At 54.4% G+C, this 26,652-nt stretch carries 24 protein-coding genes; 14 read left to right on the top strand and 10 right to left on the bottom strand.

The window, feature by feature from the left end; all coding sequences use genetic code 11:
• Positions 1 to 92: 92 nt before the first annotated feature.
• Positions 93 to 2,921 carry an excinuclease ABC subunit UvrA gene (gene uvrA / locus RCF31_RS11255; RefSeq protein WP_299458230.1) on the bottom strand — a complete coding sequence of 943 codons (2,829 nt, stop codon included), beginning with the start codon at positions 2,919 to 2,921 and terminating at the stop codon, positions 93 to 95.
• Positions 2,922 to 3,135: 214 nt separating this feature from the next.
• Between uvrA and ssb1 the strand changes: the two genes are divergently transcribed.
• Positions 3,136 to 3,690 (top strand): single-stranded DNA-binding protein SSB1, encoded by a 555-nt coding sequence (gene ssb1, locus RCF31_RS11250; RefSeq protein ID WP_416410490.1) that lies wholly within the window; start codon positions 3,136 to 3,138, stop codon positions 3,688 to 3,690.
• Between the two features lie 123 nt (positions 3,691 to 3,813).
• On the opposite strand, the gene RCF31_RS11245 is transcribed toward ssb1, so the two are convergent.
• A complete protein-coding gene (locus RCF31_RS11245) occupies positions 3,814 to 4,023 on the bottom strand; it encodes a YdgH/BhsA/McbA-like domain containing protein (protein WP_013512484.1) in 210 nt (69 codons plus the stop codon).
• A gap of 293 nt (positions 4,024 to 4,316) precedes the next feature.
• Between RCF31_RS11245 and RCF31_RS11240 the strand changes: the two genes are divergently transcribed.
• Positions 4,317 to 5,450: an L-dopachrome tautomerase-related protein gene (locus tag RCF31_RS11240; protein ID WP_416410487.1), complete on the top strand. Its 1,134-nt coding sequence runs from the start codon at positions 4,317 to 4,319 to the stop codon at positions 5,448 to 5,450.
• On the opposite strand, the gene RCF31_RS11235 is transcribed toward RCF31_RS11240, so the two are convergent.
• Positions 5,440 to 5,979 (bottom strand): isochorismatase family protein, encoded by a 540-nt coding sequence (locus RCF31_RS11235; RefSeq protein ID WP_299458339.1) that lies wholly within the window; start codon positions 5,977 to 5,979, stop codon positions 5,440 to 5,442. The genes RCF31_RS11240 and RCF31_RS11235 overlap by 11 nt on opposite strands.
• Positions 5,980 to 6,107: 128 nt before the next feature.
• Here RCF31_RS11235 and RCF31_RS11230 point away from each other — a divergent pair, with 128 nt between their 5' ends.
• Positions 6,108 to 6,938 carry an AraC family ligand binding domain-containing protein gene (locus tag RCF31_RS11230; protein ID WP_416410485.1) on the top strand — a complete coding sequence of 277 codons (831 nt, stop codon included), beginning with the start codon at positions 6,108 to 6,110 and terminating at the stop codon, positions 6,936 to 6,938.
• Between the two features lie 72 nt (positions 6,939 to 7,010).
• On the top strand, positions 7,011 to 7,970 hold the full coding sequence (locus tag RCF31_RS11225; protein ID WP_416410483.1) for a DMT family transporter: 960 nt from the start codon (positions 7,011 to 7,013) through the stop codon (positions 7,968 to 7,970).
• Between the two features lie 896 nt (positions 7,971 to 8,866).
• Here RCF31_RS11225 and RCF31_RS11220 read toward each other — a convergent pair.
• Entirely contained in the window at positions 8,867 to 9,262 is a 396-nt protein-coding gene (locus RCF31_RS11220) for a transposase (RefSeq protein WP_084871852.1), read from the bottom strand.
• Positions 9,263 to 9,788: 526 nt separating this feature from the next.
• Here RCF31_RS11220 and RCF31_RS11215 point away from each other — a divergent pair.
• Together RCF31_RS11215 and RCF31_RS11210 are read left to right on the top strand one after the other, a co-directional pair.
• Complete coding sequence (locus RCF31_RS11215; RefSeq protein ID WP_416410480.1) at positions 9,789 to 11,045, top strand: oligosaccharide flippase family protein; 1,257 nt, start codon at positions 9,789 to 9,791, stop codon at positions 11,043 to 11,045.
• Positions 11,046 to 11,053: 8 nt separating this feature from the next.
• Complete coding sequence (locus RCF31_RS11210; protein WP_416410478.1) at positions 11,054 to 12,004, top strand: ATP-grasp fold amidoligase family protein; 951 nt, start codon at positions 11,054 to 11,056, stop codon at positions 12,002 to 12,004.
• Between the two features lie 54 nt (positions 12,005 to 12,058).
• Here the strand turns inward: RCF31_RS11210 and RCF31_RS11205 are convergent, their stop codons facing one another.
• A complete protein-coding gene (locus RCF31_RS11205; RefSeq protein WP_084871855.1) occupies positions 12,059 to 12,340 on the bottom strand; it encodes a YjcB family protein in 282 nt (93 codons plus the stop codon).
• A 307-nt stretch (positions 12,341 to 12,647) separates the two neighbouring features.
• The gene (soxS, locus tag RCF31_RS11200) at positions 12,648 to 13,076 is read right to left on the bottom strand and encodes a superoxide response transcriptional regulator SoxS (protein ID WP_084871856.1); all 429 of its coding nucleotides are present in this window, start codon (positions 13,074 to 13,076) and stop codon (positions 12,648 to 12,650) included.
• Positions 13,077 to 13,159: 83 nt separating this feature from the next.
• On the opposite strand from soxS, the gene soxR reads away from it, so the two are divergent.
• The 4 genes from soxR (at position 13,160) to RCF31_RS11180 (ending at position 17,699) form a co-directional block, all read left to right on the top strand.
• Positions 13,160 to 13,636 (top strand): redox-sensitive transcriptional activator SoxR, encoded by a 477-nt coding sequence (soxR, locus tag RCF31_RS11195; RefSeq protein WP_084871857.1) that lies wholly within the window; start codon positions 13,160 to 13,162, stop codon positions 13,634 to 13,636.
• Positions 13,637 to 13,686: 50 nt separating this feature from the next.
• The gene (locus tag RCF31_RS11190; RefSeq protein WP_416413244.1) at positions 13,687 to 14,352 is read left to right on the top strand and encodes a glutathione S-transferase family protein; all 666 of its coding nucleotides are present in this window, start codon (positions 13,687 to 13,689) and stop codon (positions 14,350 to 14,352) included.
• 208 nt (positions 14,353 to 14,560) lie between these two features.
• Positions 14,561 to 15,910 (top strand): NCS2 family permease, encoded by a 1,350-nt coding sequence (locus RCF31_RS11185; RefSeq protein WP_416410475.1) that lies wholly within the window; start codon positions 14,561 to 14,563, stop codon positions 15,908 to 15,910.
• Positions 15,911 to 16,049: 139 nt separating this feature from the next.
• Positions 16,050 to 17,699, top strand: a complete 1,650-nt coding sequence (locus RCF31_RS11180; protein ID WP_416410473.1) for a Na+/H+ antiporter — start codon at positions 16,050 to 16,052, stop codon at positions 17,697 to 17,699.
• A gap of 15 nt (positions 17,700 to 17,714) precedes the next feature.
• Here the strand turns inward: RCF31_RS11180 and RCF31_RS11175 are convergent, their stop codons facing one another.
• The gene (locus RCF31_RS11175; RefSeq protein ID WP_299458199.1) at positions 17,715 to 18,617 is read right to left on the bottom strand and encodes a LysR family transcriptional regulator; all 903 of its coding nucleotides are present in this window, start codon (positions 18,615 to 18,617) and stop codon (positions 17,715 to 17,717) included.
• A gap of 106 nt (positions 18,618 to 18,723) precedes the next feature.
• Between RCF31_RS11175 and RCF31_RS11170 the strand changes: the two genes are divergently transcribed.
• From RCF31_RS11170 to RCF31_RS11160, 3 genes are all read left to right on the top strand, one after another.
• Positions 18,724 to 19,149: a CidA/LrgA family protein gene (locus tag RCF31_RS11170; RefSeq protein WP_416410470.1), complete on the top strand. Its 426-nt coding sequence runs from the start codon at positions 18,724 to 18,726 to the stop codon at positions 19,147 to 19,149.
• Positions 19,142 to 19,837 (top strand): LrgB family protein, encoded by a 696-nt coding sequence (locus RCF31_RS11165; RefSeq protein WP_416410468.1) that lies wholly within the window; start codon positions 19,142 to 19,144, stop codon positions 19,835 to 19,837. The genes RCF31_RS11170 and RCF31_RS11165 overlap by 8 nt, the downstream gene beginning before the upstream one ends.
• A 132-nt stretch (positions 19,838 to 19,969) precedes the next feature.
• A complete protein-coding gene (locus tag RCF31_RS11160) occupies positions 19,970 to 20,515 on the top strand; it encodes a YfaZ family outer membrane protein (RefSeq protein WP_084871864.1) in 546 nt (181 codons plus the stop codon).
• A gap of 41 nt (positions 20,516 to 20,556) precedes the next feature.
• Here RCF31_RS11160 and RCF31_RS11155 read toward each other — a convergent pair whose 3' ends face one another.
• The 3 genes from RCF31_RS11155 to acs form a co-directional block, all read right to left on the bottom strand.
• On the bottom strand, positions 20,557 to 22,206 hold the full coding sequence (locus RCF31_RS11155) for a cation acetate symporter (RefSeq protein ID WP_416410466.1): 1,650 nt from the start codon (positions 22,204 to 22,206) through the stop codon (positions 20,557 to 20,559).
• A complete protein-coding gene (locus RCF31_RS11150) occupies positions 22,203 to 22,532 on the bottom strand; it encodes a DUF485 domain-containing protein (RefSeq protein WP_084871866.1) in 330 nt (109 codons plus the stop codon). The genes RCF31_RS11155 and RCF31_RS11150 overlap by 4 nt, the downstream gene beginning before the upstream one ends.
• A gap of 246 nt (positions 22,533 to 22,778) precedes the next feature.
• Positions 22,779 to 24,734 (bottom strand): acetate--CoA ligase, encoded by a 1,956-nt coding sequence (gene acs / locus RCF31_RS11145; protein WP_416410464.1) that lies wholly within the window; start codon positions 24,732 to 24,734, stop codon positions 22,779 to 22,781.
• Between the two features lie 571 nt (positions 24,735 to 25,305).
• Between acs and gltP the strand changes: the two genes are divergently transcribed.
• Positions 25,306 to 26,601, top strand: coding sequence for a glutamate/aspartate:proton symporter GltP (gene gltP / locus RCF31_RS11140; RefSeq protein WP_310618010.1), 1,296 nt, complete (start codon positions 25,306 to 25,308; stop codon positions 26,599 to 26,601).
• Positions 26,602 to 26,652 lie beyond the last annotated feature (51 nt).

The following is a 26,652-nucleotide window of genomic DNA, read 5'->3' as shown; positions in this document are numbered from 1 at the left end:
CCTGAAGTTGTCTGATTCTTGCCTGTTTCTGCATTTCGCTGCGGAATCCGGCAGAAAAAATCAGGCCCGCAATCGCAGGCCTGGGAAGGGAATTATTTAGTTAACATCGGTTTAAGGAAGCGTGCCGTGTGGGATTTTTCACACTGTGCCACGGTTTCCGGTGTCCCTGCTACCAGGATTTCACCGCCGCCGCTGCCACCTTCCGGGCCGAGATCGACAATCCAGTCCGCGGTTTTAATCACGTCAAGGTTGTGCTCAATCACCACGATGGTGTTGCCCTGGTCGCGCAGCTGATGCAGCACTTCCAGCAGTTGCTGGATATCGGCGAAGTGCAGACCGGTGGTCGGCTCATCGAGGATATATAGCGTCTGGCCCGTACCGCGTTTCGACAGCTCGCGCGCCAGTTTAACGCGCTGTGCCTCACCACCGGACAGCGTAGTGGCAGACTGACCGAGGCGGATATAGGACAGACCCACATCCATCAGCGTTTGCAGCTTACGCGCCAGCGCAGGCACGGCATCAAAGAAGTCACGCGCTTCTTCAATGGTCATCTCCAGCACTTCGTGGATGCTTTTGCCTTTGTACTTAATTTCCAGCGTTTCGCGGTTATAGCGTTTGCCTTTGCACTGATCGCAGGGGACATAAATATCCGGCAGGAAGTGCATTTCCACTTTGATCACGCCATCGCCCTGGCAGGCTTCACAGCGTCCGCCGCGTACGTTAAAGCTGAAACGGCCCGGGTTATAACCACGGGAACGCGCTTCCGGCACGCCGGCAAACAACTCACGAACCGGGGTGAAGATGCCGGTATAGGTGGCCGGGTTAGATCGCGGAGTTCGGCCGATCGGGCTTTGATCGATATCGATCACTTTGTCGAAATGCTCAAGGCCGGCGATCTCGCGATACGGAGCCGGTTCGCCGCTGGTGGCACCATTTAACTGACGCTGAGCAATCGGGAACAAGGTATCGTTGATAAGCGTAGATTTACCGGAACCGGAGACGCCGGTGATACAGGTAAACAAGCCAACCGGCACCGTCAGCGTCACATCTTTCAGGTTATTGCCGCGTGCGCCAGTCAGCTTCAGCACTTTGGCCGGATCACCTTTGACGCGCTCCTTCGGTATGGCGATTTCGCGTTTGCCGCTCAGGTACTGGCCGGTGAGGGAGTCTTCATGCGCCATGATGGCATTGACATCACCTTCCGCCACCACCTGGCCGCCGTGCACTCCGGCACCTGGGCCGATATCAATAATATGGTCGGCGGCACGGATCGCATCTTCATCGTGTTCGACCACAATCACCGTATTGCCAAGATCGCGCAGGTGAATCAGGGTGCTCAGCAGACGTTCGTTATCACGCTGATGCAGACCAATGGAGGGTTCATCCAGCACATACATCACGCCAACCAGCCCTGCACCGATCTGGCTTGCCAGACGGATACGCTGTGCTTCACCACCGGAAAGTGTCTCGGCGGAACGCGACATGGAAAGATAATTCAAGCCCACGTTGACCAGGAAGCTCAGGCGATCGCCAATTTCTTTCAGCACTTTTTCCGCGATTTTGGCGCGCTGGCCGCTCAGTTTGAGTTCGCGGAAGAAATCCATCGCGTGACCGATGCTCATATCCGAGATGGTCGGCAGATTGGTATTTTCCACGAAGACGTGACGTGCTTCGCGGCGCAGGCGGGTACCTTCGCAGCTGGCGCAGGCACGGTTGCTGATAAATTTCGCCAGTTCCTCGCGGACTGCGTTGGATTCCGTTTCTTTATAACGGCGTTCCATATTGTGCAGCACGCCTTCAAACGGATGGCGACGTACCGAGGTATCACCACGGTCGTTGATATATTTGAACTCGATGCTTTCTTTACCGGAACCGTACAAAATCACCTGCTGCGCTTTGTCGCTCAGGCTGTTGAACGGGGCTTCGACATCGAAATCCAGATGCTCTGCGAGCGAGCGCAGCATCTGGAAATAGTAGAAATTACGGCGATCCCAGCCGCGAATCGCGCCGCCAGCCAATGACAGTTCCGGGTTTTGTACCACGCGGTCAGGATCGAAATATTGTTGTACGCCGAGACCGTCGCAGGTCGGGCAGGCTCCCGCCGGGTTGTTAAACGAGAACAGACGGGGCTCCAGCTCGCGCATACTGTAGCCACAGATCGGGCAGGCAAAGTTGGCGGAGAACAGCAGTTCTTCGACGCTGCTGTCGTCCATATCCGCGACAATCGCCGTGCCACCGCTCAGCTCCAGCGCGGTTTCGAAGGATTCGGCCAGACGGGTGGCAAGATCATCACGCACGCGGAAGCGGTCAATCACCACTTCGATAGTGTGCTTCTTCTGTAGTTCCAACTTCGGCGGATCGGAGAGATCGCAAACCTCGCCATCAATACGGGCGCGGATGTAACCCTGGGTCGCCAGGTTTTCCAGCGTTTTGGTGTGTTCGCCTTTGCGATCTTTCACCACCGGAGCCAGCAGCATCAGGCGGCGGCCCTCTTCCTGTGACAGCACTTGATCCACCATCTGGCTGACAGTCTGTGCCGCCAGCGTGACATCATGATCCGGGCAACGTGGTTCACCGACGCGGGCAAACAGCAGACGCAGGTAATCATGGATTTCCGTGATGGTACCAACCGTCGAACGCGGGTTATGGGAAGTGGATTTTTGCTCAATGGAGATGGCGGGCGAGAGACCTTCAATATGGTCAACGTCCGGTTTCTCCATTAAAGAAAGAAACTGGCGCGCATAGGCAGAGAGTGACTCCACATAGCGACGCTGACCTTCCGCGTACAGCGTATCAAACGCCAAAGAGGATTTACCGGAACCTGACAGGCCGGTAACCACAATGAGTTTGTCGCGAGGGATGATCAGGTTGATGTTTTTCAAATTATGGGTGCGGGCACCACGAACTTCGATCTTATCCATTCACCTTTCCCGGATTAGAAGCACTCGCCGCGCCTTGCCGACGGCGGCCAGAAGAAACGCGTATTATGGCACAAAAAATAGACTGAATAAATATCCAGTATTTTGTGTTTTTTTTGTCTATTATGGAAGCGCGCTCGAAAGTGGGAACAGCCGCCATGACGTGTTAGAATTGATCGTTTAGAATTGACGCATTAACTCATCGGGAGACAGCAACATGGCCAGTCGTGGCGTTAACAAAGTGATTCTTGTCGGGAATCTGGGTCAGGATCCGGAAGTGCGTTATATGCCGAATGGTGGTGCAGTTGCCAACATTACACTGGCTACGTCAGAAAGCTGGCGCGATAAGCAAACCGGTGAAAACAAAGAGATCACTGAATGGCACCGCGTTGTGCTGTTTGGCAAGCTGGCGGAAGTGGCCGGTGAATATCTGCGTAAAGGTTCGCAGGTCTATATCGAAGGTCAGCTGCGCACCCGTAAATGGCAGGACCAGGGTGGTCAGGATCGTTACACCACCGAAATCGTGGTCAACGTTGGCGGCACCATGCAGATGCTGGGTGGACGTCAGCAGGGCGCTAATGCCGGTGGTGCGCCGATGGGCGGCCAGGGCGGCGGCAACAATAACGGCTGGGGCCAGCCGCAGCAGCCGCAGCAGCCGCAGCAGAGCGGCGGTAACCAGTTCAGTGGCGGCGCACAGCAGCGTCCGCAGCAGCAGAGCGCACCGGCGAACAATGAACCGCCGATGGATTTTGATGACGACATTCCGTTCTGATTCGATTTGCTTTGCAGACGTTATAAAACCCCGCTGGTCGGGGTTTTTTATCGCCCAAATCCCGCATACGAAAAAGGCCGCCTTGCGGCGACCTTTCCCAGTACTTCCCTGTACGACCATCCGTTATTTATACAGTTCTGCGGTCATATGAACACGATTATTGGTGTTCGCTTCGGTGATTTTGTACTGAGCACCCTGTTGCGCTGCCTGAGCGGCGATTTTGGCTTCTGCACCGTCCAGAGTTGAAGCGGAAGCGGTGATGCTCTGTGCGAAGCTGCCGAAAGAAACCAGTGACAGGGCTGCAACTGCAACGAAAGTTTTGATGGATTTCATGGTCATTTCCTCAGAGATAATTTTTAGTTGGTGGGGCGTTGTGCCCCGATGTGAGAAAGAATAGACCTGTAGCCCGGTAAGTAAAAGCTGAGGGTTTTGCTGATAATATTCAAAAAAATTGATTAAATTTCCGTGTGCATCGCGACACGACAACGGAGTGCGGTATATCACGAGATAGTCTTTCATTTAACCTTTTGCCACATGCCCTCTGAAGTGGCACAAAAAGCCGTTCATGCGCCATGCCGCTCCGCCATCCTGTCTGACCAATTATCCCGGCTGAAGAAGGAGCGTGAGTGAACCTCAACCGCCGTACATTTTTATTAGCCCTCAGTGCGTTGGGCGTGGTGCGCAATGTTCAGGCGTTCACTGCGGAAGATCCTTTGCCACTGGATGTCGCGTTAGTTTCACCGTGGATGGCGAATCAGGTGGCACTGACGCGTAATAACCTGTTGTTTCTTGGCTTGCCGCGCTATGCCAAAGATAAGCCGACGCCGTCACTGGCGCGACGTGAATCCGATGGCACCCTGCGACCCTTTCCGGGCAATAGCTGGAATGAATGGCAACCCGGCAAAGATGGACGCAATGCGTTTGTTTACCTGAATTCCGTGCATATTTTTGCCGATGATACGGTGTGGTGTGTCGATCAGGGTTCACTCAGTGCGGGGGTATTCTCGCCAGAAGATGCGATACCGCAACCAGGGGCGCAGAAACTGGTACAGCTGGATGCCCACAGTGGCGCAATCCTGCAAATCCTGCGTTTTGACGATGAGATCCTGCCGCCAGGCGCGCAAATGAATGATCTGCGATTCCACGGCAACGCGCTGTATATCAGCGATTCCGGCCTGGGCGGCATCATCGTGCATGACATGGTCAGTGGCAAAACGCAGCGCCGCCTGTCAGGTATGCGCGTGGTGAAAGCGTCAGATAAAGCCCCGCCCGCGATGTTAGCCGGGGTCAAAGGGGATAAAACCTTCCATCCGCCCAATAGCGATATGATCGAAATTACCGCCGATGGTCAATGGCTGTATTGGGCTGCACCGACCGGCCCGCTATATCGGGTCGAGACCCGCTGGCTGCAACAAACTGAGCTGAGTGATGAGCAACTCATCAGCCATGTTGAGCAGGTATACGACAATAATTTCTCCGGAGGTTGTTGCATGGACTCGGCGGGAAATGTCTATTTTTCCGAAACCGTGACCCACAATATTCGGGTCCTGGCTCCCTCCGGTGAGACACGGGTACTGACCAGTGATAAGCGGCTACTGCGGCCGGACGGTACCTTCATCAGTCATGACCGGCAGTTCTACATCCCGGTAAAACAACCGCTGGCAGCGCAACCCGGCGCAGCTGCGTGCTTCGCCATTTATAAGCTGTCACTGCCAGATGAGTTTCAGGGGATCAGCCTCGGCGGCGCGGTTACGGGTTAACGGCTTCCACCTGCCAGCTGGCAAGCAGTTCGGCTGTCGGGCGAACCTGTACGGGATTGCCCGGCAGAATCAGATCTGCCCAGACTTCGTTATGCTGGTTGATGAGCTGTTCGGCAGAAACAAAGGTACGATCGGCAGTGGTGTGCGCGTCGGCTGCAACGGTGATGCGATAGCCGAGGCTGGCACCCACTTTGAGCGTGGTATCGACACAATAATCGGTCGCACAGCCACAGATCACAAAAGAAGTAATGCCATGCTGTTCCAGCTTTGCCGCCAGGTCGGTCTGCCAGAAGCCGTCACAGGCGGTTTTATTGACGTAGAGAGCGTTAGCCGGTTGATGAAGCTCCGGTACGATGCCCCAGCTTGCGCTATTGGCTTCCAGCCCGGGGCCGACGTGCTGAATGAAAATCACCTGGTCGGCGGCGGCGATTAGCTGATTAATACGTGCGCAGCGTCCGGCACGATCAAAACGCGGTGTCGCCAGCACACCGTCCTGCATGTCCACCACCATCACTACATTGTTGCCCATCATTGCCTCCTTTATATGCCTGCGTGCCAGTGTGGCGCTGAAACTCATCACAGGCAAAGCAAATCTGTTTTGCATTTCACCCGCCAGGCGGGGCATGCTGGTTATCTTATTAACGATGGAGGTGTGCTGTGTCTGTGGTCCCTGCAATTTTCCCCTGTGAGCGCGATCGGGCGCAGTTCCAGCAATTTGCTGAACTGCCGGGCATTGAGCTGTATCAGGCGCACATCTCCCGCTATGCCTTTGAACCGCATACCCACGAAGCCTTTGGCATCGGTACTATTGAGTCTGGAGCGCAGCGCTTCCGTTATCGCGGTACCCACTACACCGCGCCGCAGCATTCTCTGGTGATGATGAATCCTGATGAGTTGCATACCGGCGAGTCAGCCTGTGAGGAGGGCTGGCGCTACCGGATGATCTACATTCAGCCGGATGAGATGGAGAGACTCACCGGTGACCGTAGCTGGTGGTTTAGCGACGCGCTGCGCACCGATATGCGCCTGGCGCAGCCCTTTTCTTTGCGGCTGGCGGCCTTATGCCAGGCTGGAACGGCTTTGGAGCGTGAAGGTTTGCTGATCGAGTTGCTGGAGTTGTTGCGTCCGCTGGCACGGCGCGGGCAATCCCGCCAGGCTGAGGGGGGACACCGTTTCGATCAGGTGAAAACCTATCTGCGGGATAACCTTGCTGAGCCGGTCAGGCTGGATGAACTGGCGGCGTTGGCGGGGCTATCACCGTGGCATTTTCTGCGCAGTTTCCGCCAGCAGTTTCATGTGACGCCACATCAGATGCTGATGGCATTTCGTCTTTATGACGCCAAATTGCGTCTGGCTCAGGGGGAGAGTGCGGCGGCGGTGGCCGCTGCCGTTGGCTTAACCGATCAGGCCCACCTGACGCGAGCCTTCGCCCATCGTTATGGCATTACCCCAGGCCGCTACCAGAAACAGGTCTTTCCCGCGCGCTAACAGCAATCTGCTACAAGCCTTTGCTGCGCTGTTCCGTCACACTGTGGCGGAATTGCGATAAAGGAAGAGATTATGTTAGCTGGAATATTGTTCGCGCTGGCGGCGGGACTGATGTGGGGGCTGATCTTTGTCGGCCCGCTGCTGGTGCCGGATTACCCCGGAACGTTGCAGTCCGCAGGGCGCTATGTCGCGTTTGGACTGATTGCGTTACCCCTCGCCTGGCTGGATCGGCGGCGTCTGCGTCAGCTGGCGCGCAAAGACTGGGTGGAAGCGCTGAAACTGTCGCTGGTGGGGAATCTGATGTATTACGCCTTTCTTGCCAGTGCCATTCAGCGTACCGGCGCACCGGTCTCCACCATGATTATTGGCACCTTACCGGTGGTGATGTCGGTAACCGCTAACCTCTGCTATGGGCATCTGGAAGGGCGCTTGCCATGGCGGCGTTTAACGCCCGCCTTGCTGATTATTTCTTTGGGGCTGGTATGCGTCAACGCCGCCGAGTTACAGGCGCAGGGGGCGGCGCTGGACTGGCCACGTTATCTTACCGGCCTGTTACTGGCAGTGCTGGCGGTGGGCTGCTGGACCTGGTATCCATTACGTAATGCTCGCTGGTTGCGCAGCCATCCTCAGCACAAACCCGGCAGTTGGGCGACAGCGCAGGGGCTGGTCACGTTACCCCTGGCGCTGGTGTTTTATCTGCTGGTGTGTGGGCAGATCCACTGGCAACAGCTGGGATTCGGGCTGCCGTTTGGCCCGCAACCCGAGGTGTTCCTGCTACTGATGCTGGCGATTGGCCTGTTCTGTTCATGGCTTGGGACACTGTGCTGGAACGCGGCCAGTCAGCGTCTGCCTACGGTCATCATGGGGCCATTGATTGTGTTTGAAACCTTGTCCGGGCTGTTCTGGACTTTCCTGTGGCGACAAAGCTGGCCTCCCATGTTAACTGCGGTGGGGATCTGCTGTCTGATCATGGGGGTTATCGCGGCAATGCGTATCAAACCGCAGCCTGTGGTGACATCGTTGGAAATTTAAGCGTATGAGGATGCCGGCTTCGATGCTGGCATCCTGAAATACCAGCATTTTTAAGAATAAGACCAGCCCGAAATCCTCTCTGTTTGCCATTTCTGCGCTAAAAAAACCGCGTCTTATAACAATCTCCCGTCTCTGTGTGGCCATTTCTACATTTAAATGGCATATCCGTACCCTGATATCAGGTTGAAATTTGTCCTGATGCTGGCTGTATTTACCCGGTAAAAGGGTTGGTGAGCGTACCCGCGCGTGCGAACCAGGGATAAAACCTGCTGTCATCAGGGGCTTTTTAGCGCCTTTTGGCACTGATATTGCGCTGCCGGAACCATCATTTCCTTAAGGTGTTGCAGATTCGTTGAGATTCTTTCGCCATCGCTGCGCGGGAAACTGTTTAAGTTTAACGATGAATAGTGAGGGGATATTAATGCTACAGGCAGAGAGGATCACTTTATTGTTTAGTATTGATAACGTTTCTCTTCAGGATAATTCCTGGCATTGAAAGCACGAATAGTTCTTTGGCAGTGGAAGGGGGTGATCGCCAGATTTTGGCGCAGATCCAGTTTAAAAAAGAGTATGGTGAGAAGGATTTCACAGGGGTTGTTCATCAATGCTAAACAGAATAGTCTGCATTCAGTGCAGAGCATTAATGTTGATTAAGTAATAATGAAAGCCCCAATCTCACCGTAATGAGATTGGGTCGGGCGTAAATAGCTTGAATAGCGAGACTTTTGCTGATGTGAATCAATTTTACCGCAAAAAAAGAAGCAATTCCCTGATGAAACTCATCAGGAAAGCATGGTGCGAATTGTTATGTTACGAACACTGAATTAAATGACCTTCATCTCTTCTGGTAAGAACAAATCCCAGCATTAAATCAAATTACAACGGCCGCGATAGTGTTAGCGATTATCTGTACCTGAGGGATAGTGATAAACGCTACGGCTAATATCCAGCAAACGGCAGCTGCGACGGGTTCCAATGTCGAAGGTGGTTTGCAGAAAGTTAACCGCCTGGCGCTTTTCATTGGTGGTAAAGAAGTTTTTCAGTACGCTTTGCAGCATCTCCTTATCAGAACTGAGTGCCTGTAGTTCGCGGGTGAGTATCTGGAGCTTGTCCTCCAGTTCTTTGATTTTTCTACCTTCTTCGGAAGAGAGTCCGGAGAACTTTTTCTTCCAGCTATAGAAAGTGGCCTCGGAAATGCCAAGCTCCTCACAAATCTCCCTGACTTTCACTCCCGTTTCAGAAGCTTTAATGGCATTTGTGATTTGCTCTTCGCTATATCGTGACTTTCTCATAAATGCTATTACCTTTCTTATCAATTAGTGGATGAGAATTACTGTATTAATATCTGGTACTGCAAAAACACTATTAATGCAGTATTAAAGTGCGCGATTAGAATTGCGAGGATTAAATTAAGTTATTTGTAATAAATATCATCATGGGATAAGTCTTATTTTATTCTGATTGCCGTTGAACACCTTCCTGGTATTGGGTTTTTGATATAGATTTATTTCATCCCAACTGCGGAAAAATTCTACATTCATTGGAAAATCAGCATGACCTGCTTGCAAAAGTGACAGGATGTGCCAGTAAGCTTTTAGTCGAAATTGAGACTGAAATCGTTTACATCCGCAGGGTTTCGCGCCGGATTTAATCGGAATTTTCCTGAATTCATTCTCTGAATCCTGATGCGAGTCTCATTTTTCGGACCAGCATGGTCTGAAGTTATTAATTTAAGTCAGGCCCACTAAGACTTGTTTAATTCTTTTCAAGGACGTTGTACCGCTTGCAGTAGCAGTAAGTAATACTAAGGACGAGTTGATGAAATTAAGCGTAATGTCAAATGCCGCCTGGATGATGTCTGAGAAGATCGTCTCTGTTTTTGGCGTCATATTTGTTACCTCCTACGTGGCAAAATCCTTTGGCCCAACAGTGTTTGGTCAAATGGCGTTTTCGACCTCACTTTTCTCTATGGTGCAGACCGTAGCGATGTTTGGCACCGAAACGATACTGTTCAAAACCATCAGTAAGAGTGCGCCAAAAGGCGTACGTCTGATGAACGTGGCACGTACGTTGCGGTTAGCGTTATTGGTGCTGACCTCGCTGCCGGTGTTGATTTGGGTCTGGTACAACATGCAGGAAAACTTCCTTGCGTTTGCGCTGGCCTCGTTCATCGCCTCGGTATTTGTCACCCAGGACACCTTCAGCGTGTATAACAATGCGCGCCTGGCTTCACGTCTCAATACCATTGCGAACTCTGTCGGTCTGCTCCTCGGCTTCGCGCTAAGTTTCGGCATTGCCTGGTTCCGGCTGAGCCCGTTATGGCTGACTCTGTCGATTGTGGCCGTGACGCTAGTCCCCTACGCTATCAAGCGTTACAACTTTTACCGCGAGAACCAGGAGCAATCACCGTCGCGCGTGAAACGTGGCCCTTATCTGCGTTATCTGCTGTATGCCGGCCTGCCATTGGCGATCTCCAGCATCTTTATTTCGGTACAGGTGAAAACCGCGCAGATGTTTCTGGTCGGTATCGCTTCAGCAGGCGATCTGGGGTTGTTCGCTGCGGCCAATACCATTTCGGCTTCGTGGACCTTTATTCCACTGGCCATCATCACTTCCAGCTTTTCGGAAATATTCAGAGAGCGCGGCGAAGCGGCAATTAAGCTCACGGCGCGTCTGAATGGGTATGTGTTGGGTGTCTCACTGATTCTGTTATTCGTCATCGCCTTATATGGTGAAAAAATAATCATTGCTTTATATGGTCACGATTACACGCAGTCAGGAAGTCTCATTACGTTGCTGTCGATAGCCTCCAGTTTTTCGGCGATGGGGACCGTCGCGTACCGCTATATCGTTAAAGAGGGTGGATTTAATTATCTGCTCAGGAAAATTCTCTGCCTGGTCGCCATCGGCCTTCCGCTGTCGTGGTGGCTGATTCAGGGGTACGGCATTATGGGCGCTGCCTGGAGCGTTTTCCTGACGGAACTTCTGTCCCTCACCGTAATGAATTACTTCTTCAGAAACGGCGTCATTTACAAAATTCAGGTTTCCTCACTCAACTACAAAACCTACAAATGAGGTCAGATATGCTTAAGTTGAAAGATGAACTGAGAAAAAGTGTGCGGTATTTCATCAGGAAAATGCCCTGGGCTTATCAGGATCGGATTTTTTACTTTCGTAAATTCCGGCGCTTACCCAATCTGCGTGAGCCGAAAGTGTTTAACGAGAAGATCCTGTACCGTAAGTTTGTTTATGGCGATTACCAGAATTATGGTCGTCTGTCGGATAAATATTCGGTGCGTGATTACGTCGCTGAAAAGATAGGCGGTGAATATTTGATTCCATTGCTGTATGAAACCAGCGATCCGCATTCACTGCATACGCTGCCAAGCTGGAAAAACACGGTGATCAAGCCGAATCACGGCTCCAATATGGTGGAAATCCTGCTGGAAGAACCGGATGCGCTGAAAAAGCAGCAGATCATCAGCAACTGCCAGCGCTGGCTGAAAAAAGACTATGCCGATGAGGCGCGTGAGATTCATTACCGTTACATCAAGCCGCGCATTCTGGTGGAGAAATACATTGGTGATGGCAAAACCGCACCGGTTGATTACAAGTTCCATATGTTTAATAAACGCGATGGCAACTTCGAGTTTGTGTTGCAGGTGATTTATAATCGATGCAATCCACTGATATCAATGAATTTTTATGTGAATAACTTGAATGAGGCCTATCATAAAATCCGTGATACCGGATTGGATATCTCGTCGCAGTTGGCAGCGCTGCAACATGCCTTAGCGTTGAGTAAGAAACTGGCGAGTGACTTCGATTATGTTCGTGTTGACTGGTATATCCACGAACAGCAGGTTTACTTTGGCGAGCTGACTTTTACGCCTGGCGCTGGGATGGTTACCGGACTGGATCGTGGGCTTAATCAGATGATGGGTGATATGTGGATTCAGGACCGTCTCGGTGCGAAGACGCCGGGCGGTACGGTGGGGGATGTCAAGATCCCGGCCGTGTTGAAGAAAATTTGAAATCACACAGCAAAATAAAAAACCCCGCGATGCGGGGTTTTTTATTGGTGGAAATCAGGGCATTGGCCAATCGGCAGGGGTCTGGCTCATCACCTCGACGAAGGCGTTTTTGGTGATTTCCATAAAGTTATGCAGATTTTCCATGCTCAGGGTGATTCCCAGCAGGCCGGTGACAAACCAGCAGGACATGCCCAGGCCGATTCCGCCGCACATCAGCGCCATCACATGGTGGCTGTTCTGACGAAAACGAATTTTCAGGGTGCTGGCGAAAAACATCATTATTGCGCTCAGCAATTCCCAGCGCATAACGATAAGACTGGTGGTTAAAGTAGCCATCTGCAACGAACCTCTATGAATCAGTAACATCCCTGACATTCATCGGACATCACTGGCGGCAAAGAAGGAAGGTCAGGGAGGCCCTTCAGGCCGTCGTATTACGCATTATTTTGTGACTTGGGTCACATTATATCATTCGATTTGAAATTTTGAACAAAATTTATACCTTGTATGGTAGAAAAAATTTTATCGAAGTCAGATGCGGCATTTATGTGGATTGTGCAAATAATTGCACGGGTGGGTAGCGGCGCGATTTATCGCGCGCCTGACAGGCAGGGTGCGCCCGCAGGGGGGCGCGCAGAGAGGATTAGCGGATCGGGCAGCACTCGCCGGTGGTTCGCTGGGTAAAGCTGGCCAGATTTTCGTTGCAATCAAAGCTCACCAGGCGTGGACGCTGGATCATCGCCTGACGACGCATGGTGTGGCGATAGGCAGTCGGTGTTTGCGAGAACTGACGACGAAACACGCGGGAAAACGTCTGTTGCGAGTCATAACCGTACTGCATCGCGATATCAAATACCGGGCGTTGCGTCTGGCGCAGTGCTTCTGCTGCCAGCGTTAAACGCCGTTCGCGGATATAGCCGCCCAATGTTTGTTTCGTCACGGTACGGAACATACGTTGCAGGTGCCATTTGGAATAACCTGATTTGGCCGCTACTTCATCAATTGACAGGGTTTTATCCAGATTCTGATCGATCCAGTGCGTCAGTGAATGAATGATTTCCTCTTGCATCATAACCACATCCTTCTGAGTAGAGATTCGAAGTTTCAATGGGGAGCGAGTATAATTCCTCAAGTTAACTTGAGGTAAAGAGCCAAATGAAAAAAGAACGCAACTACCCGAAGCCGGTGCTGACGCCGGGCGAAGTAGCGAAACGCAGCGGCGTGGCCGTCTCGGCGCTGCACTTTTATGAGACCAAAGGATTGATCTCCAGCACGCGCAATAACGGCAATCAGCGGCGTTACAGCCGCGATGTGCTGCGTCGCGTGGCGATCATTAAAATCGCGCAACGTATCGGCATTCCTCTCGCCACGGTAAGCGATAGCCTGATGCATGTACCCGCCAACAAACGTATGTCGACCCAGGAATGGGATGCGCTGACCCAGCACTGGCGCGAGGAGCTGGATAAACGCATCGAAACACTTACGCGGCTGCGTAACGATCTCGACGGGTGTATTGGTTGCGGTTGTCTGTCGATGCGCGATTGTCCGCTGCGTAACCCCGGTGACCGTCTGGCAGAGCAGGGGTCGGGCGCTGTGTTACTCGATCCGCAACAGGACGAGCAGAAACGCTGAGACGCCATCATCTATACTTGCCGGGTCAATCCATTGGTCAGGAAGCCATGATGATCACCGTTCACCATCTTGAAAATTCCCGTTCACATCGGGTGCTGTGGCTGCTGGAAGAGTTATCGGTGCCTTATCAAATCAAGCGCTACCAACGTGAAGGCACCTTGCTGGCACCGGAGTCGCTGAAAAAAGTCCATCCTCTGGGCAAATCCCCGGTGATCACCGATGGCAATCGGGTGGTGGCGGAGTCCGGGGCCATCCTCGAATATCTGGCAGAAAAATATGACGTCGAGTATCGGCTGAAACCTGCCGATGAGGATGCGCAGATTCAGGCCCGCTACTGGCTGCATTACGCCGAGGGATCGCTGATGCCGTTGCTGGTGATGAAACTGGTGTTCGGCCAGTTGGGCAAAAAGCCGGTGCCCTGGCTGCTGCGTCCGGCGGGCAGGGCGCTCAGCGCGGGTATCCAGAAAGCCTGGCTGAACAAGCAGCTGGCGCTGCATGGCGGCGTGATTGAGCAACATCTCAGCCAGCATCCTTACTTTGCCGGTCATCGTTTCACCATCGCCGATATCCAGATGAGTTTCCCGTTGCTGGCGATGCGCGCGCGTACCGGTCTGCGCGATATGCCCGCCAGTCTGCGCTGGCTGGAAGGGATGGAACAGCGGGCAGCCTGGCAGCGGGCGCTGGAGCAGGGCGGCCCGATAAATTTCAGCGGTTAAATCCGTTATGCCAGATTATCAGTTGAAAACCGCCGGTCATTCACCGGATAATCGTTTGCCTTTTTTCTGAGTTTCCCCTTTTACGACCAGAAATACGCGGCTACGTAAACGTTTGCTTTGTTTCTTCACCGGAGAGACGTGCACCAGGACGGCAGGCAAACGGTAGCCGTGCGGCCACTCACAACACAAAAAATGCAGAGGATTAATTATGTCTGGCGATTCTCGCCCGGCCAGTGGAAAACTGGACGCCTGGTTTACTATTTCAGCACGCGGTAGCAGCGTGCGTCAGGAAGTGCTGGCAGGGTTAACCACCTTCCTGGCAATGGTTTATTCCGTCATTGTGGTGCCGGGTATGCTCGGTAAAGCAGGCTTTTCTCCGACGGCGGTCTTCGTCGCGACCTGCCTGGTGGCAAGCTTCGGTTCCATCCTGATGGGGTTGTGGGCCAACCTGCCCATGGCTATCGGTTGCGCTATCTCGCTGACCGCCTTCACCGCCTTCAGCCTGGTGCTGGGGCAGCATATCAGTGTGCCGGTTGCCCTTGGGGCGGTGTTCCTGATGGGGCTGCTGTTTACCGTGATCTCTGCCACCGGCATTCGTGCGTGGATTCTGCGTAACCTGCCGATGGGTGTCGCGCATGGCACGGGCATCGGTATCGGCCTGTTTCTGCTGCTGATCGCTGCCGATAGCATTGGCCTGGTGGTGAAAAATCCGGCGGCGGGCTTACCGGTAGAGCTGGGGCACTTCGCCTCCTTCCCGGTGATCATGGCGCTGGTCGGGCTGGCAGCCATCTTCGGTCTGGAAAAACGTCGTGTACCGGGCGGCATCCTGCTGACCATTGTCGGGATCTCGATTGTCGGATTGATTTTCGACCCGGCGGTGAAGTTCCAGGGGCTGTTTGCCATGCCGAGCCTGAAAGATGCCAGCGGCCAGTCGCTGGTGTTTAGCCTCGACATCATGGGCGCGCTGAAACCGGCAGTGTTGCCAACGGTGCTGGCGCTGGTCATGACCGCTGTGTTTGATGCTACTGGCACCATTCGCGCGGTGGCCGGGCAGGCCAATTTGCTGGATAAAGACGGGCAGATCATTAACGGCGGTCGTGCTCTGACTACCGACTCGGTCAGCAGCCTGTTTGCCGGCCTGGTGGGCGCATCTCCGGCAGCGGTGTACATCGAATCTGCGGCAGGTACGGCGGCGGGTGGCAAAACCGGTCTGACGGCGATTGTGGTTGGCCTGCTGTTCCTGGTGATTCTGTTTATGTCGCCGCTGGCGTATCTGGTCCCTGCTTACGCCACCGCGCCTGCGCTGATGTACGTGGGTCTGCTGATGCTGAGCAACGTGGCGAAGATCGATTTCAACGATTTTGTTGATGCCATGTCCGGCCTGCTGACGGCGGTGTTTATCGTGCTGACCTGCAACATCGTCACCGGCATCATGCTTGGCTTTGCTGCGCTGGTGATTGGTCGCCTGTTTGCCGGTGAGTGGCGTAAGCTGAATTTTGGCACCGTGGTGATTGCTGTGGCGCTGGTGGCTTTCTACGCCGGTGGCTGGGCCATCTGATCTGAAAATCTCCTGAAGTCCGAATTATTATCTTTCCTTGCTGTGCCGCACGTCGGGTTTTCCTGTCGTGCGGCATTTTGTTTTACACTTTCCGTTGCTACAACATCGCTTTAACGATTACGATTCGCCTAAGGAAAGCATGGAAATCTTCTTTACTATTCTCATCATGACGCTGGTGGTGTCGCTCTCCGGCGTCGCGGCACGAATTTTACCTTTTCAAATCCCACTGCCGCTGGTGCAGATTGCTGCCGGTGCGATGCTCGCCTGGCCCACCTTTGGTCTGCATGTCGATTTTGATCCCGAACTGTTTCTGGTGCTGTTCATTCCGCCCTTGCTGTTCGCCGACGGCTGGAAAACGCCGATCAACGAATTCCTGCACCACGGGCGCGAGATCATCGGACTGGCACTGGTGCTGGTGCTGATCACCGTCGTCGGGATCGGTTACCTGATTTACTGGCTGGTGCCGGGCATCCCGCTGATTCCGGCCTTCGCCCTGGCGGCGGTACTGTCACCCACCGATGCGGTGGCGCTCTCCGGTATCGTCGGTGAAGGGCGTATCCCGAAGAAAATTATGTCGATTGTGCAGGGCGAAGCCCTGATGAACGATGCATCCGGCCTGGTGTCACTGAAATTTGCCGTCGCTGTGGCGATGGGCACCATGGTGTTCACCTGGGGCGGAGCCAGCGTTGAGTTCCTCAAAGTGGCGGTGGGCGGCCTGGTGGCGGGTGTCGCAGTCTGCTGGCTGTATGGCCGTTCGCTGCGTCTGCTGAGCCGCTGGAGTGGTGATGACCCGGCGACCCAGACCGTGTTGCTGCTGTTGCTGCCGTTTGCCTCATATCTGATTGCTGAACATCTCGGCGTGTCGGGCATCCTCGCGGCGGTGGCGGCGGGTATGACCATCACCCGTTCCGGCATTATCCGCCAGGCTCCGCTGGCGATGCGTCTGCGTGCCAACAGCGTCTGGCAGATGCTGGAGTTCGTGTTTAACGGCATGGTGTTCCTGATGCTGGGTCTGCAATTGCCGGACATCCTCGAAACCTCCGTGGCACAGGCCAACGCCGATCCCAATGTTCAGCTGTGGATGCTGTTCACCGACATCGTGCTGGTGTATGGCGCGCTGATGGTGGTGCGTTTTGGCTGGCTGTGGCTGATGAAACGCGGCAGTCAGCGTTTCCTGAAGAAAAAGCCGCTGGAGTTTGCCAGCTACTCGCTGCGTGAGCTGCTGATTGCGTCTTTCGCCGGGGTACGCGGTGCGATCACCCTCGCCGGTGTGCTGTCAATTCCACTGTTTCTCACTAACGGCGATGCTTTTCCGGCGCGTTACGAGCTGGTGTTTCTCGCCACGGGTGTGATTCTGTTCTCGCTGCTGGTGGGTGTGGTAGTGCTGCCGCTCTTGCTGCGTGGTATTGAAGGTACCGACAAAGCGGGGCATCGTCGCGAGGTGCAAAGCGCGCGTGCCGCGATGGCGACAGTGGCGATTGATAGCCTGCATAAGATGGGAGAACGGCTGGAAAAAGACACCGAAGAGAATATCGACCCGGAGCTGTTGAAAGAGGTGAGCCTGCGGGTGATTGGTAACCTGCGCCGTCGCGTCGTCGGTAAAGACGAGCTGGAGCAGGCGCTGTTTGCCGAAAATCTGGAACGCCGCTTCCGTCTCACGGCCATCAGGGCAGAACGCGCCGAGGTGTACCATCTGCGCGCGACCCAGCAAATTTCCAATGAAACCATGCAGAAACTGCTGCGCGATCTCGACCTGCTGGAAGCCCTGCTGATCGAGAAAGAGGAGTAACGGAGGGGCCGCGCATCACACTGAGATGCGCGGTGCATTATCCGGCCAGTGCTCACGGCAGCAGGCAATCCACGCCTGGGCACTGCGCGACAAATAGCTGCCTTCCCGCCAGATCAATCCCAGGCTCCACTTCAGCTCCGATTCCAGCGGTAGCCACAGTAACGATTGCTTATCCAGACGCTGACAAATCGGCTCCGGCAGAATCGCCAGCCCCATTTCTGCCTGAACCATCGCCGCCAGAAAATCCCACTGGCCACTGCGCACTGCGATATTCGGGGCCAGCCCCAGGCGATGAAACGCCTTCATCAGCTGCCGATTCAGGGAAAACTCTTCGTTGAAAATCAGCAGCGGATGTTCCGCCAGCTCGCCTAAGCCAAGGTGGGTACGATTGAGCCAGGGCGCGGTGCGGGGCAGCAGTACACACAAGGGATGGTGCATCAATTCCAGCGTATTGAGGGGGAGATCGGGGTCAACCGGCAGTGCGGTCAGCGCGATATCGAGGCTGCCATCCAGCACTGCCTGCTGCACAGTCAGACCACCAAATTCGGCGATCTTCAGCTCAACTCCCGGATAGCGACGGCGAAATGCCGAGATGGAACCGGCAATCTGCATCCCGACCATCGGTGGAATGCCAAGCCGCAGCTCACCGGTCTTCAGCTGATTGATGTCACCAATCTCGGCTTCCAGCTGATGAAACTCCTGCAAAATCGCCAGTCCACGCTGATACACCGCCTGGCCGCTATCGGTAAGGTGCAGTTTGCGCCCGTCGCGTAGCAGCAGCGTGCAGCCCAGTTCCTCTTCCAACTGGCGCAGCATTTTGCTGATGGTCGGCTGGGTGACGTAGAGCTTCTGCGCAGCGCGGGTAAAACTTTGCTGGCGCACCACTTCGGTAAAGTAGCGCAGGGCACGGACGTCCATAAAGTATTCCTTATTGGCATAGATTGAATAATATTAATTCATTTTTTTCACACTCTGTCTGCGATTTATACTGAACACCTGATTTATTTACCGGGGAGAGGGGAAAATGGCGTTCGCATTGAGTCCGCGCAGAACGGACATCCTGCAGCGTATTTTCGTCCCGCTACAGCTGGTGCTGTATGTGGGATTGTTTATGGCCAGCGACAAACTGGTGGGCTGGTTGCATTTGCCGCTGCCTGCCAACGTCGTCGGCATGGTGTTGTTGTTGGTATTAATCATGACGCACGTAATACCACTGCGTTGGGTGAAAGCCGGGGCGAACTGGCTGCTGGCCGAGATGCTGCTGTTCTTTGTTCCGGCGGTGGTGGCGGTGGTGAACTACAGCGATCTGCTGCGTAGCGAGGGCTGGCGCATCTGTGTGGTGATCGCGCTCAGTACCCTGATGGTGCTGGCTGCCACCTCGCTGGTGGTCGACCGTGTTTACCGCTTTGAAATGGCGCGCGCCGCGCGTAAGCAGGCACGTCATGAATGACCTGATTATCAGCCTGATCTGTCTGGTGCTGACGCTGCTGGTGTATTACCTCAACAAACGGCTTTACCGTCGCTGGCGAACCCTGGTGCTGATGCCGCTGGTGATGACGCCGCTGGTATTGGTGGTGTTGCTGCTGGTAACCCATGTGAGCTGGAAAGACTACATCGCCGAAAGCCACTGGTTACTGTGGTTACTCGGCCCGGCAACCCTGGCCTTTGCCGTGCCGGTGTATGAAAACCAGGAGATTATTAAACGTCACTGGTTATCGCTCAGCCTGGGTGTGGCGACGGCGACGCTGGTTTCCGTTTGTAGCTCGGTGTGGCTGGCACGGCTGCTGACCTTGCCGGAATCCATCCAGCGCAGCCTGGCAGTACGCTCCATCACCACGCCGTTTGCACTGGCGGCGGCCAAACCCATCGGTGGCCAACCGGACCTGGTGGCGTTATTTGTGGTGATCACCGGGGTGTTTGGCATGGCGGTCGGGGATTTCCTGTTCCTGCGCATCGCGATTAAGCAGGGTGTGGCGAAAGGGGCGGGTTTTGGTGCTGCGTCGCACGGTGCCGGTACCGCGCGTGCTTACCAAATCGGCCAGCAGGAAGGTGTCGTTTCCAGTCTGGTGATGATGCTTTCCGGTGTGGTTACGGTGATCCTCGCGCCACTGCTCGGCCATCTGATGTGGCAGGCTTAACGGCCCGTAAGGGCCGTTTTACTTGCCATCGACATCCCTGTTTACGTAAAGCTTGCCAAATAAAGTTGTTTCCTGCCGCCTGGCTGTTTACCCTTTCCGCCGAATTGATTGTCCTTCATGGAGTGGAATTACATGTTAAAGCAACTTGTTACAGGAAGCGTACTGGGTCTGGCACTGCTGAGCAGCGGCGCGCAGGCGATTGAGGGCAGTGTTGACGTGGGTGAGCACACCACCAACCTCAACCTTGGCCTCGGTACGACCTCACCAGGTCTGTTCCTCAATGGCAACTGGCTGCGCAGCGATCACGACGGCAGCAGCTACGGTCTGGGACTGGGTTATAACGTCGATTTCGGCGGCCTGCGTCTGGCACCGACAGCGAAAGCGCTGTTCACTCACCCGGAAGATGGTAAAGACGGTTTTACTGTGGCAGTGGGTGCGGGGGCGCAATATAACTTCAACCGTATGTGGGGCCTGTATGGCGGCTACTACTACGCGCCAGAAGCGTTTTCCGATCACCTCGACAGCTACAAGGAAATGTCTGGTGGCCTGAGCTTCACCCCGATCTCGCTGCTGAACGTGCGTGTCGGTTATCAGTACATCGAGCTGAACAACAAGGGCAGCCGTAAAGACAACGTACTGGCCGATGGTCCGTATGTGGGCGCGTCACTGCGTTTCTGATGTGCAAACCTGGCCGCGATGCGGCCAGGCTTTCGTTTTGATTAGTGCGATTTTCCCTGCTGAATCCCCACCCCAGTCTGCGAACGAATAAACTGCCCACGGAAACGTCGCCGTTCAGCGGCTCCCTGCTCTGAACTGTCGGTGATGGAAAACAGCCAGGTACCGATAAAGGCCGCCAGCATCGAGAACAATGCCGGATACTCATAGGGATAAATGGGTGTCGCATGTCCCAGCACCTGGACCCAAATGGTCGGGCCAAGGATCATCAGCACCACGGCCGTCAGCAGACCCAGCCAGCCACCGATCATCGCACCGCGCGTGGTCAGTTTTGACCAGTACATCGATAGCAGGATAATCGGGAAGTTACAGCTGGCCGCAATCGAGAACGCCAGGCCGACCATAAAGGCGATGTTCTGCTTCTCGAACAAAATCCCCAGCGCAATCGCGACCACGCCGAGCACCAGCACCGTGATTTTCGATACGCGCAGTTCCTCCCGCTCGGTGGCCTGACCCTTACGGATCACGCTGGCATATAAATCATGAGAAACTGCAGAAGCACCCGCCAGGGTCAGACCGGCCACCACCGCCAGAATGGTGGCGAAGGCCACCGCAGAGATAAAGCCGAGGAACAGGCTGCCGCCTACCGCATCCGCCAGATGTACCGCCGCCATATTGGTGCCGCCAATCAGCGCACCGCTAGCATCTTTAAATGCCGGGTTGGCCCCCACCAGCAGGATCGCGCCAAAGCCGATAATAAAGGTGAGGAAATAGAAATAGCCCATAAAGCCAGTGGCCCAGAACACACTTTTACGCGCTTCGCGTGCATCTGCCACGGTGAAGAAGCGCATCAGGATATGCGGTAAACCGGCGGTACCAAACATCAGCCCCAGCCCCAGCGATAGCGCGGAGATCGGATCTTTCACCAGTCCGCCTGGCTGCATAATCGCCGCGCCTTTCGGGTGCACCACCATTGCCTCGGTAAACAGCGTATTGAAACTGAAACCGGTGGCCTTCATCACCATAATTGCCATAAAGCTGGCCCCAAACAGCAGCAGCACCGCTTTGATGATTTGTACCCATGTCGTCGCCAGCATGCCGCCGAACAACACATACATCACCATCAGGATGCCCACCAGCACCACCGCGATATGGTAGTTAAGGCCGAACAGCAGCTGAATCAGCTTACCGGCACCGACCATCTGCGCGATCAGATACAGCGCAACAACCACCAGCGAGCCGCAGGCGGAGAGGGTACGAATCGGTTTCTGTGCCAGACGATAAGAGGCAACGTCGGCAAAGGTAAAACGGCCCAGGTTACGCAGGCGCTCGGCAATCAGAAACAGGATCATCGGCCAGCCCACCAGGAAGCCGAGTGAATAAATCAGGCCGTCATAGCCTGAGGTATATACCAGCGCCGAAATACCGAGGAAAGACGCGGCGGACATAAAATCCCCCGCCATCGCCAGCCCATTTTGGAAGCCGGTAATGTTGCCGCCTGCGGTGTAGTAGTCACTGCGTGAGCGGGTACGTTTCGAGGCCCAATACGTGATGCCCAGCGTCGCGGCAACAAACACCACGAACATGATGATGGCTTCATAGTTGGTGGCCTGTTTTTGTACTTCACCGGTGATGGCATCGGCAAAGGCGCTGAGTGGCGCAGCGGCGAGGAGCAGCGGGAGCAGGCGCTTCATTGTTTTACCTCGCGCAGAATCTGTTGGGTCAGGCGGTCAAATTCGCCGTTGGCGCGCCACACATAAACGCCGGTCAGCACGAAGGAGATGACAATCAGGCCCACGCCGATGGGGATACCCCGCGTCACATTGGTGCCGGGATGGAGTGGCGTGCCAAGCCAGGCGGGGGCAAAGGCGATCAGCAGGATAAAACCAACGTACAGCACCAGCATGATCAGGCTGAGCAGCAGCGCAAAGGCCTGGCGTTTATGCACCAGTTCCTGAAAGCGCGGATTGCTCTCGATTTGCTGCCACACAGCTTCCTGAGGGTTTACGGCTTCGTTCATCACAGTTTCTCCAGAGGCAAGGCAGGCAGTAACCTCACCAAAATGTGATGTTAACCGCCTGAATGTTCTAATTATTTAATAAATGCGATGTTGAAGAGTACGACGTAAGGTAAGGCTGGCGATGAGGAGACTGAGGGGACAGACTGAACCTCATCACCGGGTAATATTCTGTAGCGGCGCGATTTATCGCGCGGGTTTTATAACCCCAGGGTCAAAAAAGCGCGATAAATCGCGCCGCTACGAATTTTACGGCATTTTGATGGATTGTTTCTCTTCCAGCAGCTTCTCTACCACGCCAGGATCGGCCAGAGTTGAGGTATCGCCCAGATTGCTGGTATCGCCTGCGGCGATCTTGCGCAGAATACGGCGCATGATTTTGCCGGAGCGGGTTTTCGGCAGCGAATCGGTCCAGTGCAGTACATCCGGGGTGGCAATCGGGCCAATTTCTTTACGTACCCAGTTACGCACTTCGGTATAAAGCTCGGGCGACGGTTCTTCACCGTGGTTCAGCGTAATATAAGCATAGATCGCCTGGCCTTTAATGCTATGCGGAATGCCCACCACCGCTGCTTCGGCAATCTTCGGATGCGACACCAGCGCGGATTCAATCTCCGCCGTACCGAGGCGGTGACCGGAAACGTTCAGCACGTCATCCACACGACCGGTAATCCAGTAGTAACCATCTTCATCACGGCGGGCACCGTCACCGCTGAAGTAGCGATTTTTGAAGGTGGAGAAGTAGGTCTGCTCGAAACGCTCGTGATCGCCAAACAGGGTGCGCGCCTGCCCCGGCCATGAATCGACAATCACCAGGTTGCCTTCGGTTGCGCCTTCCTGGGTATTGCCTTCGTTGTCCACCAGCGCGGGCTGCACACCAAAGAAGGGTTTGGTGGCGGAACCGGCTTTCAGCTCAATGGCCCCCGGCAATGGGGTGATCATGAAGCCTCCGGTTTCGGTCTGCCACCAGGTATCAACAATCGGGCAACGTCCGTCGCCAATCTTGTTGTAGTACCACTCCCAGGCTTCCGGGTTAATCGGTTCGCCCACCGAGCCCATAATGCGCAGGCTGGTACGATGGGTGCCTTCGATGGCTTTGTCACCTTCGGCCATCAGTGCACGAATGGCCGTCGGCGCGGTATACAACAGCGTGACCTTATGTTTATCCACCACTTCGGCCATACGGCTCGGTTTCGGCCAGTTCGGTACGCCTTCAAACATCAGCGTGGTGGCACCACAGGCCAGCGGGCCATAAATCAGGTAGCTGTGACCGGTGATCCAGCCCACATCGGCGGTACACCAGTAAACATCATCGGGATGATAATCAAACACATACTTAAAGGTGGTTGCGGCATACACCAGATAACCGCCGGTGGTATGCAGCACGCCTTTCGGCTTGCCGGTGGAACCGGAGGTATAAAGGATAAACAACGGATCTTCCGCGTTCACTGCCACCGGTTGATGCTGATCGGAGGCTTTTGCCATCAGATCATGCCACCACAGGTCACGACCTTCGCGCCAGCCGGTGTCTTTCCCGGTGCGCTGAAACACCACCACGTTCTTCACGCTGGTGACGCTGGGGTTGCTCAGGGCATCGTCGACATTTTTCTTCAGCGGAATGCCACGCCCGGCGCGCACCCCTTCATCGGCGGTAATCACCAGCCTGGCGCTGGAATCGACAATGCGGCCAGCCACCGCTTCAGGCGAGAAACCGCCGAAAATTACCGAATGCACCGCGCCGATACGGGCGCAGGCCAGCATGGCAATCGCGGCTTCCGGCACCATTGGCATATAGATAGCGACTACGTCGCCTTTCTTCACGCCGAGGCCGTTCAGTACGTTGGCAAAACGGCACACTTCCCCGTGCAACTGGCGGAAGGTGAGTGTTTTGCTTTCGCTGGCGTCATCACCTTCCCAGATAATGGCGGGATGGTCACCACGGGTTTGCAAATGGCGATCAAGGCAGTTGGCCGCGAGATTCAGCGTGCCATCTTCATACCAGCGAATGGAAATATTGCCTGGAGCAAAGGAGGTGTTCTTCACTTTGTTGTAGGGCGTCATCCAGTCGAGAATTTTGCCTTGTTCGCCCCAAAAGGTTTCGGGATCGTCAACCGACTGTTGATACATCTCTGCATATTGCCCGGCATTGATCAGGGCATTTTCTGCAATCGCAGCAGGAACGGGATGTTTGTGAATTTGGCTCATGGCTGACCTCCTTGAAGATGTTAATCATATGTCAATCAATAGTTAATTGAAGCCCGACGCGAGAGCTTTGTTTCGGTTTTGCAGTCTGGATCACGGCCTAAGCGTGTGGCTATTCATGCGGTAAATTTCGTTGTGTGATCAGTAAGGATGGCAGGGCGTTGCACGCGAAATCTGAGAAAGTTCTGAACAAAATAGCAGCAAACGCACCCGATGGCTTTTTGTCCGATTCTGCATAGCTATGCGGAAACTTATCGAATTAAAACTTTTCATAACAGCGGGTTATGGTTCTGTCATCGGATCAGCATTTTATGCTATAGCACAGGATAAGATTTAAGCTATCCCCCCAGGGGTTGCATTTACCGTAGTGAAAATGGTACTTATCTCGCCCCTGTGAAACCAGTATCCACTCAGGCTGACTCACAGGATGCGCGCAAAACGCCCGCACAGCAGTACCGGATCTATTCCAGTATAACCCTCTATTTTATCGAGCTTTTGCTCCCTTCCCTGTGTGTATCGTCTTCTGCACCTTCGCAGCAGAGCAAAGGGGTTTTAACTGAGGAAATAACGCGTTATGAAAGGTTTTAAATTCAGCCTCGCCTGGCAAATCGTGATCGCGCTGATTCTCGGCGTGGTGGTCGGCTCGGTGCTGCATAATCAGCCGGACGATCGTGAATGGTTAATCACCAATATTCTCAGCCCGGCCGGTGATATCTTCATTCATCTGATCAAGATGATTGTGGTGCCGATTGTGGTTTCATCATTGATTGTCGGCATCGCCGGTGTCGGTGATGCGAAAAAACTCGGACGCATTGGTGTCAAAACCATCGTCTATTTTGAAGTGATCACCACCATTGCCATTGTGGTCGGCATTACGCTGGCCAACGTATTCCAACCCGGCAGCGGCATTGATATGTCAACGCTGGCAACGGTGGACATCTCTAAATATGAAGCCACCACACAGGCGGTGCAGGGCGCACCTCACAGCCTGGTGACCACCATCCTGTCGCTGATCCCGCAGAACATTTTCGCCTCGCTGGTGAAAGGTGACATGCTGCCGATTATCTTCTTCTCGGTATTGTTTGGTCTGGGGCTGTCCTCACTGCCTGCGGAACATCGCGATCCGCTGGTGGGGCTGTTCCGTTCGGTTTCCGAAACCATGTTCAAAGTGACGCATATGATCATGCGCTACGCGCCGGTTGGGGTGTTTGCTCTGATTGCCGTCACCATTGCCAACTTTGGTTTTGCTTCGCTGTGGCCGCTCGCCAAGCTGGTGCTGCTGGTTTACGTCGCGATTCTGTTCTTCGCCTTTGTGGTGCTGGGCGCGGTGGCACGTTTGTGTAAGCTGCGCATCACCACCCTGATGCGTATTCTGAAAGACGAACTGATTCTGGCCTATTCCACTTCCAGCTCGGAAACTGTGCTGCCACGCATTATGCAGAAGATGGAAGCCTATGGCGCACCGAAGGCCATCACCAGCTTTGTGGTGCCGACCGGTTACTCCTTTAACCTCGACGGCTCTACGCTGTATCAGAGCATCGCGGCAATCTTTATTGCCCAGCTGTACGGTATTGACCTGTCGCTGACCGATGAAATCATCCTGGTGCTGACCCTGATGGTGACCTCGAAAGGGATTGCTGGCGTACCGGGCGTCTCCTTTGTGGTGCTGCTGGCGACGCTGGGCAGCGTAGGGATTCCGCTGGAAGGTCTGGCGTTTATTGCCGGTGTTGACCGCATCATGGATATGGCGCGTACCGCGTTGAATGTGATCGGTAACGCGCTGGCAGTGCTGGTGATCGCGCGCTGGGAAAACCAGTTCGACACCGAACAGGCCGCCGCTTACGAGCTACAATTACGCACCCAGGCGTAACCTCCTGCATAAACCCGCCGCCCGGCGGGTTTTTTCTTTCTATCCCACAAA

The organism is Pantoea sp. App145, assembly GCF_047947045.1.
Lineage (GTDB): Bacteria > Pseudomonadota > Gammaproteobacteria > Enterobacterales > Enterobacteriaceae > Pantoea.
Note: the sequence above shows the minus strand (reverse complement) of the source record. Positions and strands in the feature narration are given on the sequence as shown.

Coding starts and splice junctions, on each gene's coding strand:
- RCF31_RS11205 (WP_084871855.1), bottom strand. CDS start 12,340: ATGGCTACTTTAACCACCAGTCTTATCGTTATGCGCTGGGAATTGCTG.
- RCF31_RS11165 (WP_416410468.1), top strand. CDS start 19,142: ATGAATGACCTGATTATCAGCCTGATCTGTCTGGTGCTGACGCTGCTG.
- acs (WP_416410464.1), bottom strand. CDS start 24,734: ATGAGCCAAATTCACAAACATCCCGTTCCTGCTGCGATTGCAGAAAAT.
- ssb1 (WP_416410490.1), top strand. CDS start 3,136: ATGGCCAGTCGTGGCGTTAACAAAGTGATTCTTGTCGGGAATCTGGGT.
- RCF31_RS11175 (WP_299458199.1), bottom strand. CDS start 18,617: ATGGACGTCCGTGCCCTGCGCTACTTTACCGAAGTGGTGCGCCAGCAA.
- gltP (WP_310618010.1), top strand. CDS start 25,306: ATGAAAGGTTTTAAATTCAGCCTCGCCTGGCAAATCGTGATCGCGCTG.
- RCF31_RS11215 (WP_416410480.1), top strand. CDS start 9,789: ATGAAATTAAGCGTAATGTCAAATGCCGCCTGGATGATGTCTGAGAAG.
- RCF31_RS11235 (WP_299458339.1), bottom strand. CDS start 5,979: ATGGGCAACAATGTAGTGATGGTGGTGGACATGCAGGACGGTGTGCTG.
- RCF31_RS11225 (WP_416410483.1), top strand. CDS start 7,011: ATGTTAGCTGGAATATTGTTCGCGCTGGCGGCGGGACTGATGTGGGGG.
- soxR (WP_084871857.1), top strand. CDS start 13,160: ATGAAAAAAGAACGCAACTACCCGAAGCCGGTGCTGACGCCGGGCGAA.
- RCF31_RS11150 (WP_084871866.1), bottom strand. CDS start 22,532: ATGAACGAAGCCGTAAACCCTCAGGAAGCTGTGTGGCAGCAAATCGAG.
- RCF31_RS11220 (WP_084871852.1), bottom strand. CDS start 9,262: ATGAGAAAGTCACGATATAGCGAAGAGCAAATCACAAATGCCATTAAA.
- RCF31_RS11155 (WP_416410466.1), bottom strand. CDS start 22,206: ATGAAGCGCCTGCTCCCGCTGCTCCTCGCCGCTGCGCCACTCAGCGCC.
- uvrA (WP_299458230.1), bottom strand. CDS start 2,921: ATGGATAAGATCGAAGTTCGTGGTGCCCGCACCCATAATTTGAAAAAC.
- RCF31_RS11160 (WP_084871864.1), top strand. CDS start 19,970: ATGTTAAAGCAACTTGTTACAGGAAGCGTACTGGGTCTGGCACTGCTG.
- RCF31_RS11210 (WP_416410478.1), top strand. CDS start 11,054: ATGCTTAAGTTGAAAGATGAACTGAGAAAAAGTGTGCGGTATTTCATC.
- soxS (WP_084871856.1), bottom strand. CDS start 13,076: ATGATGCAAGAGGAAATCATTCATTCACTGACGCACTGGATCGATCAG.
- RCF31_RS11190 (WP_416413244.1), top strand. CDS start 13,687: ATGATCACCGTTCACCATCTTGAAAATTCCCGTTCACATCGGGTGCTG.
- RCF31_RS11180 (WP_416410473.1), top strand. CDS start 16,050: ATGGAAATCTTCTTTACTATTCTCATCATGACGCTGGTGGTGTCGCTC.
- RCF31_RS11170 (WP_416410470.1), top strand. CDS start 18,724: ATGGCGTTCGCATTGAGTCCGCGCAGAACGGACATCCTGCAGCGTATT.
- RCF31_RS11245 (WP_013512484.1), bottom strand. CDS start 4,023: ATGAAATCCATCAAAACTTTCGTTGCAGTTGCAGCCCTGTCACTGGTT.
- RCF31_RS11185 (WP_416410475.1), top strand. CDS start 14,561: ATGTCTGGCGATTCTCGCCCGGCCAGTGGAAAACTGGACGCCTGGTTT.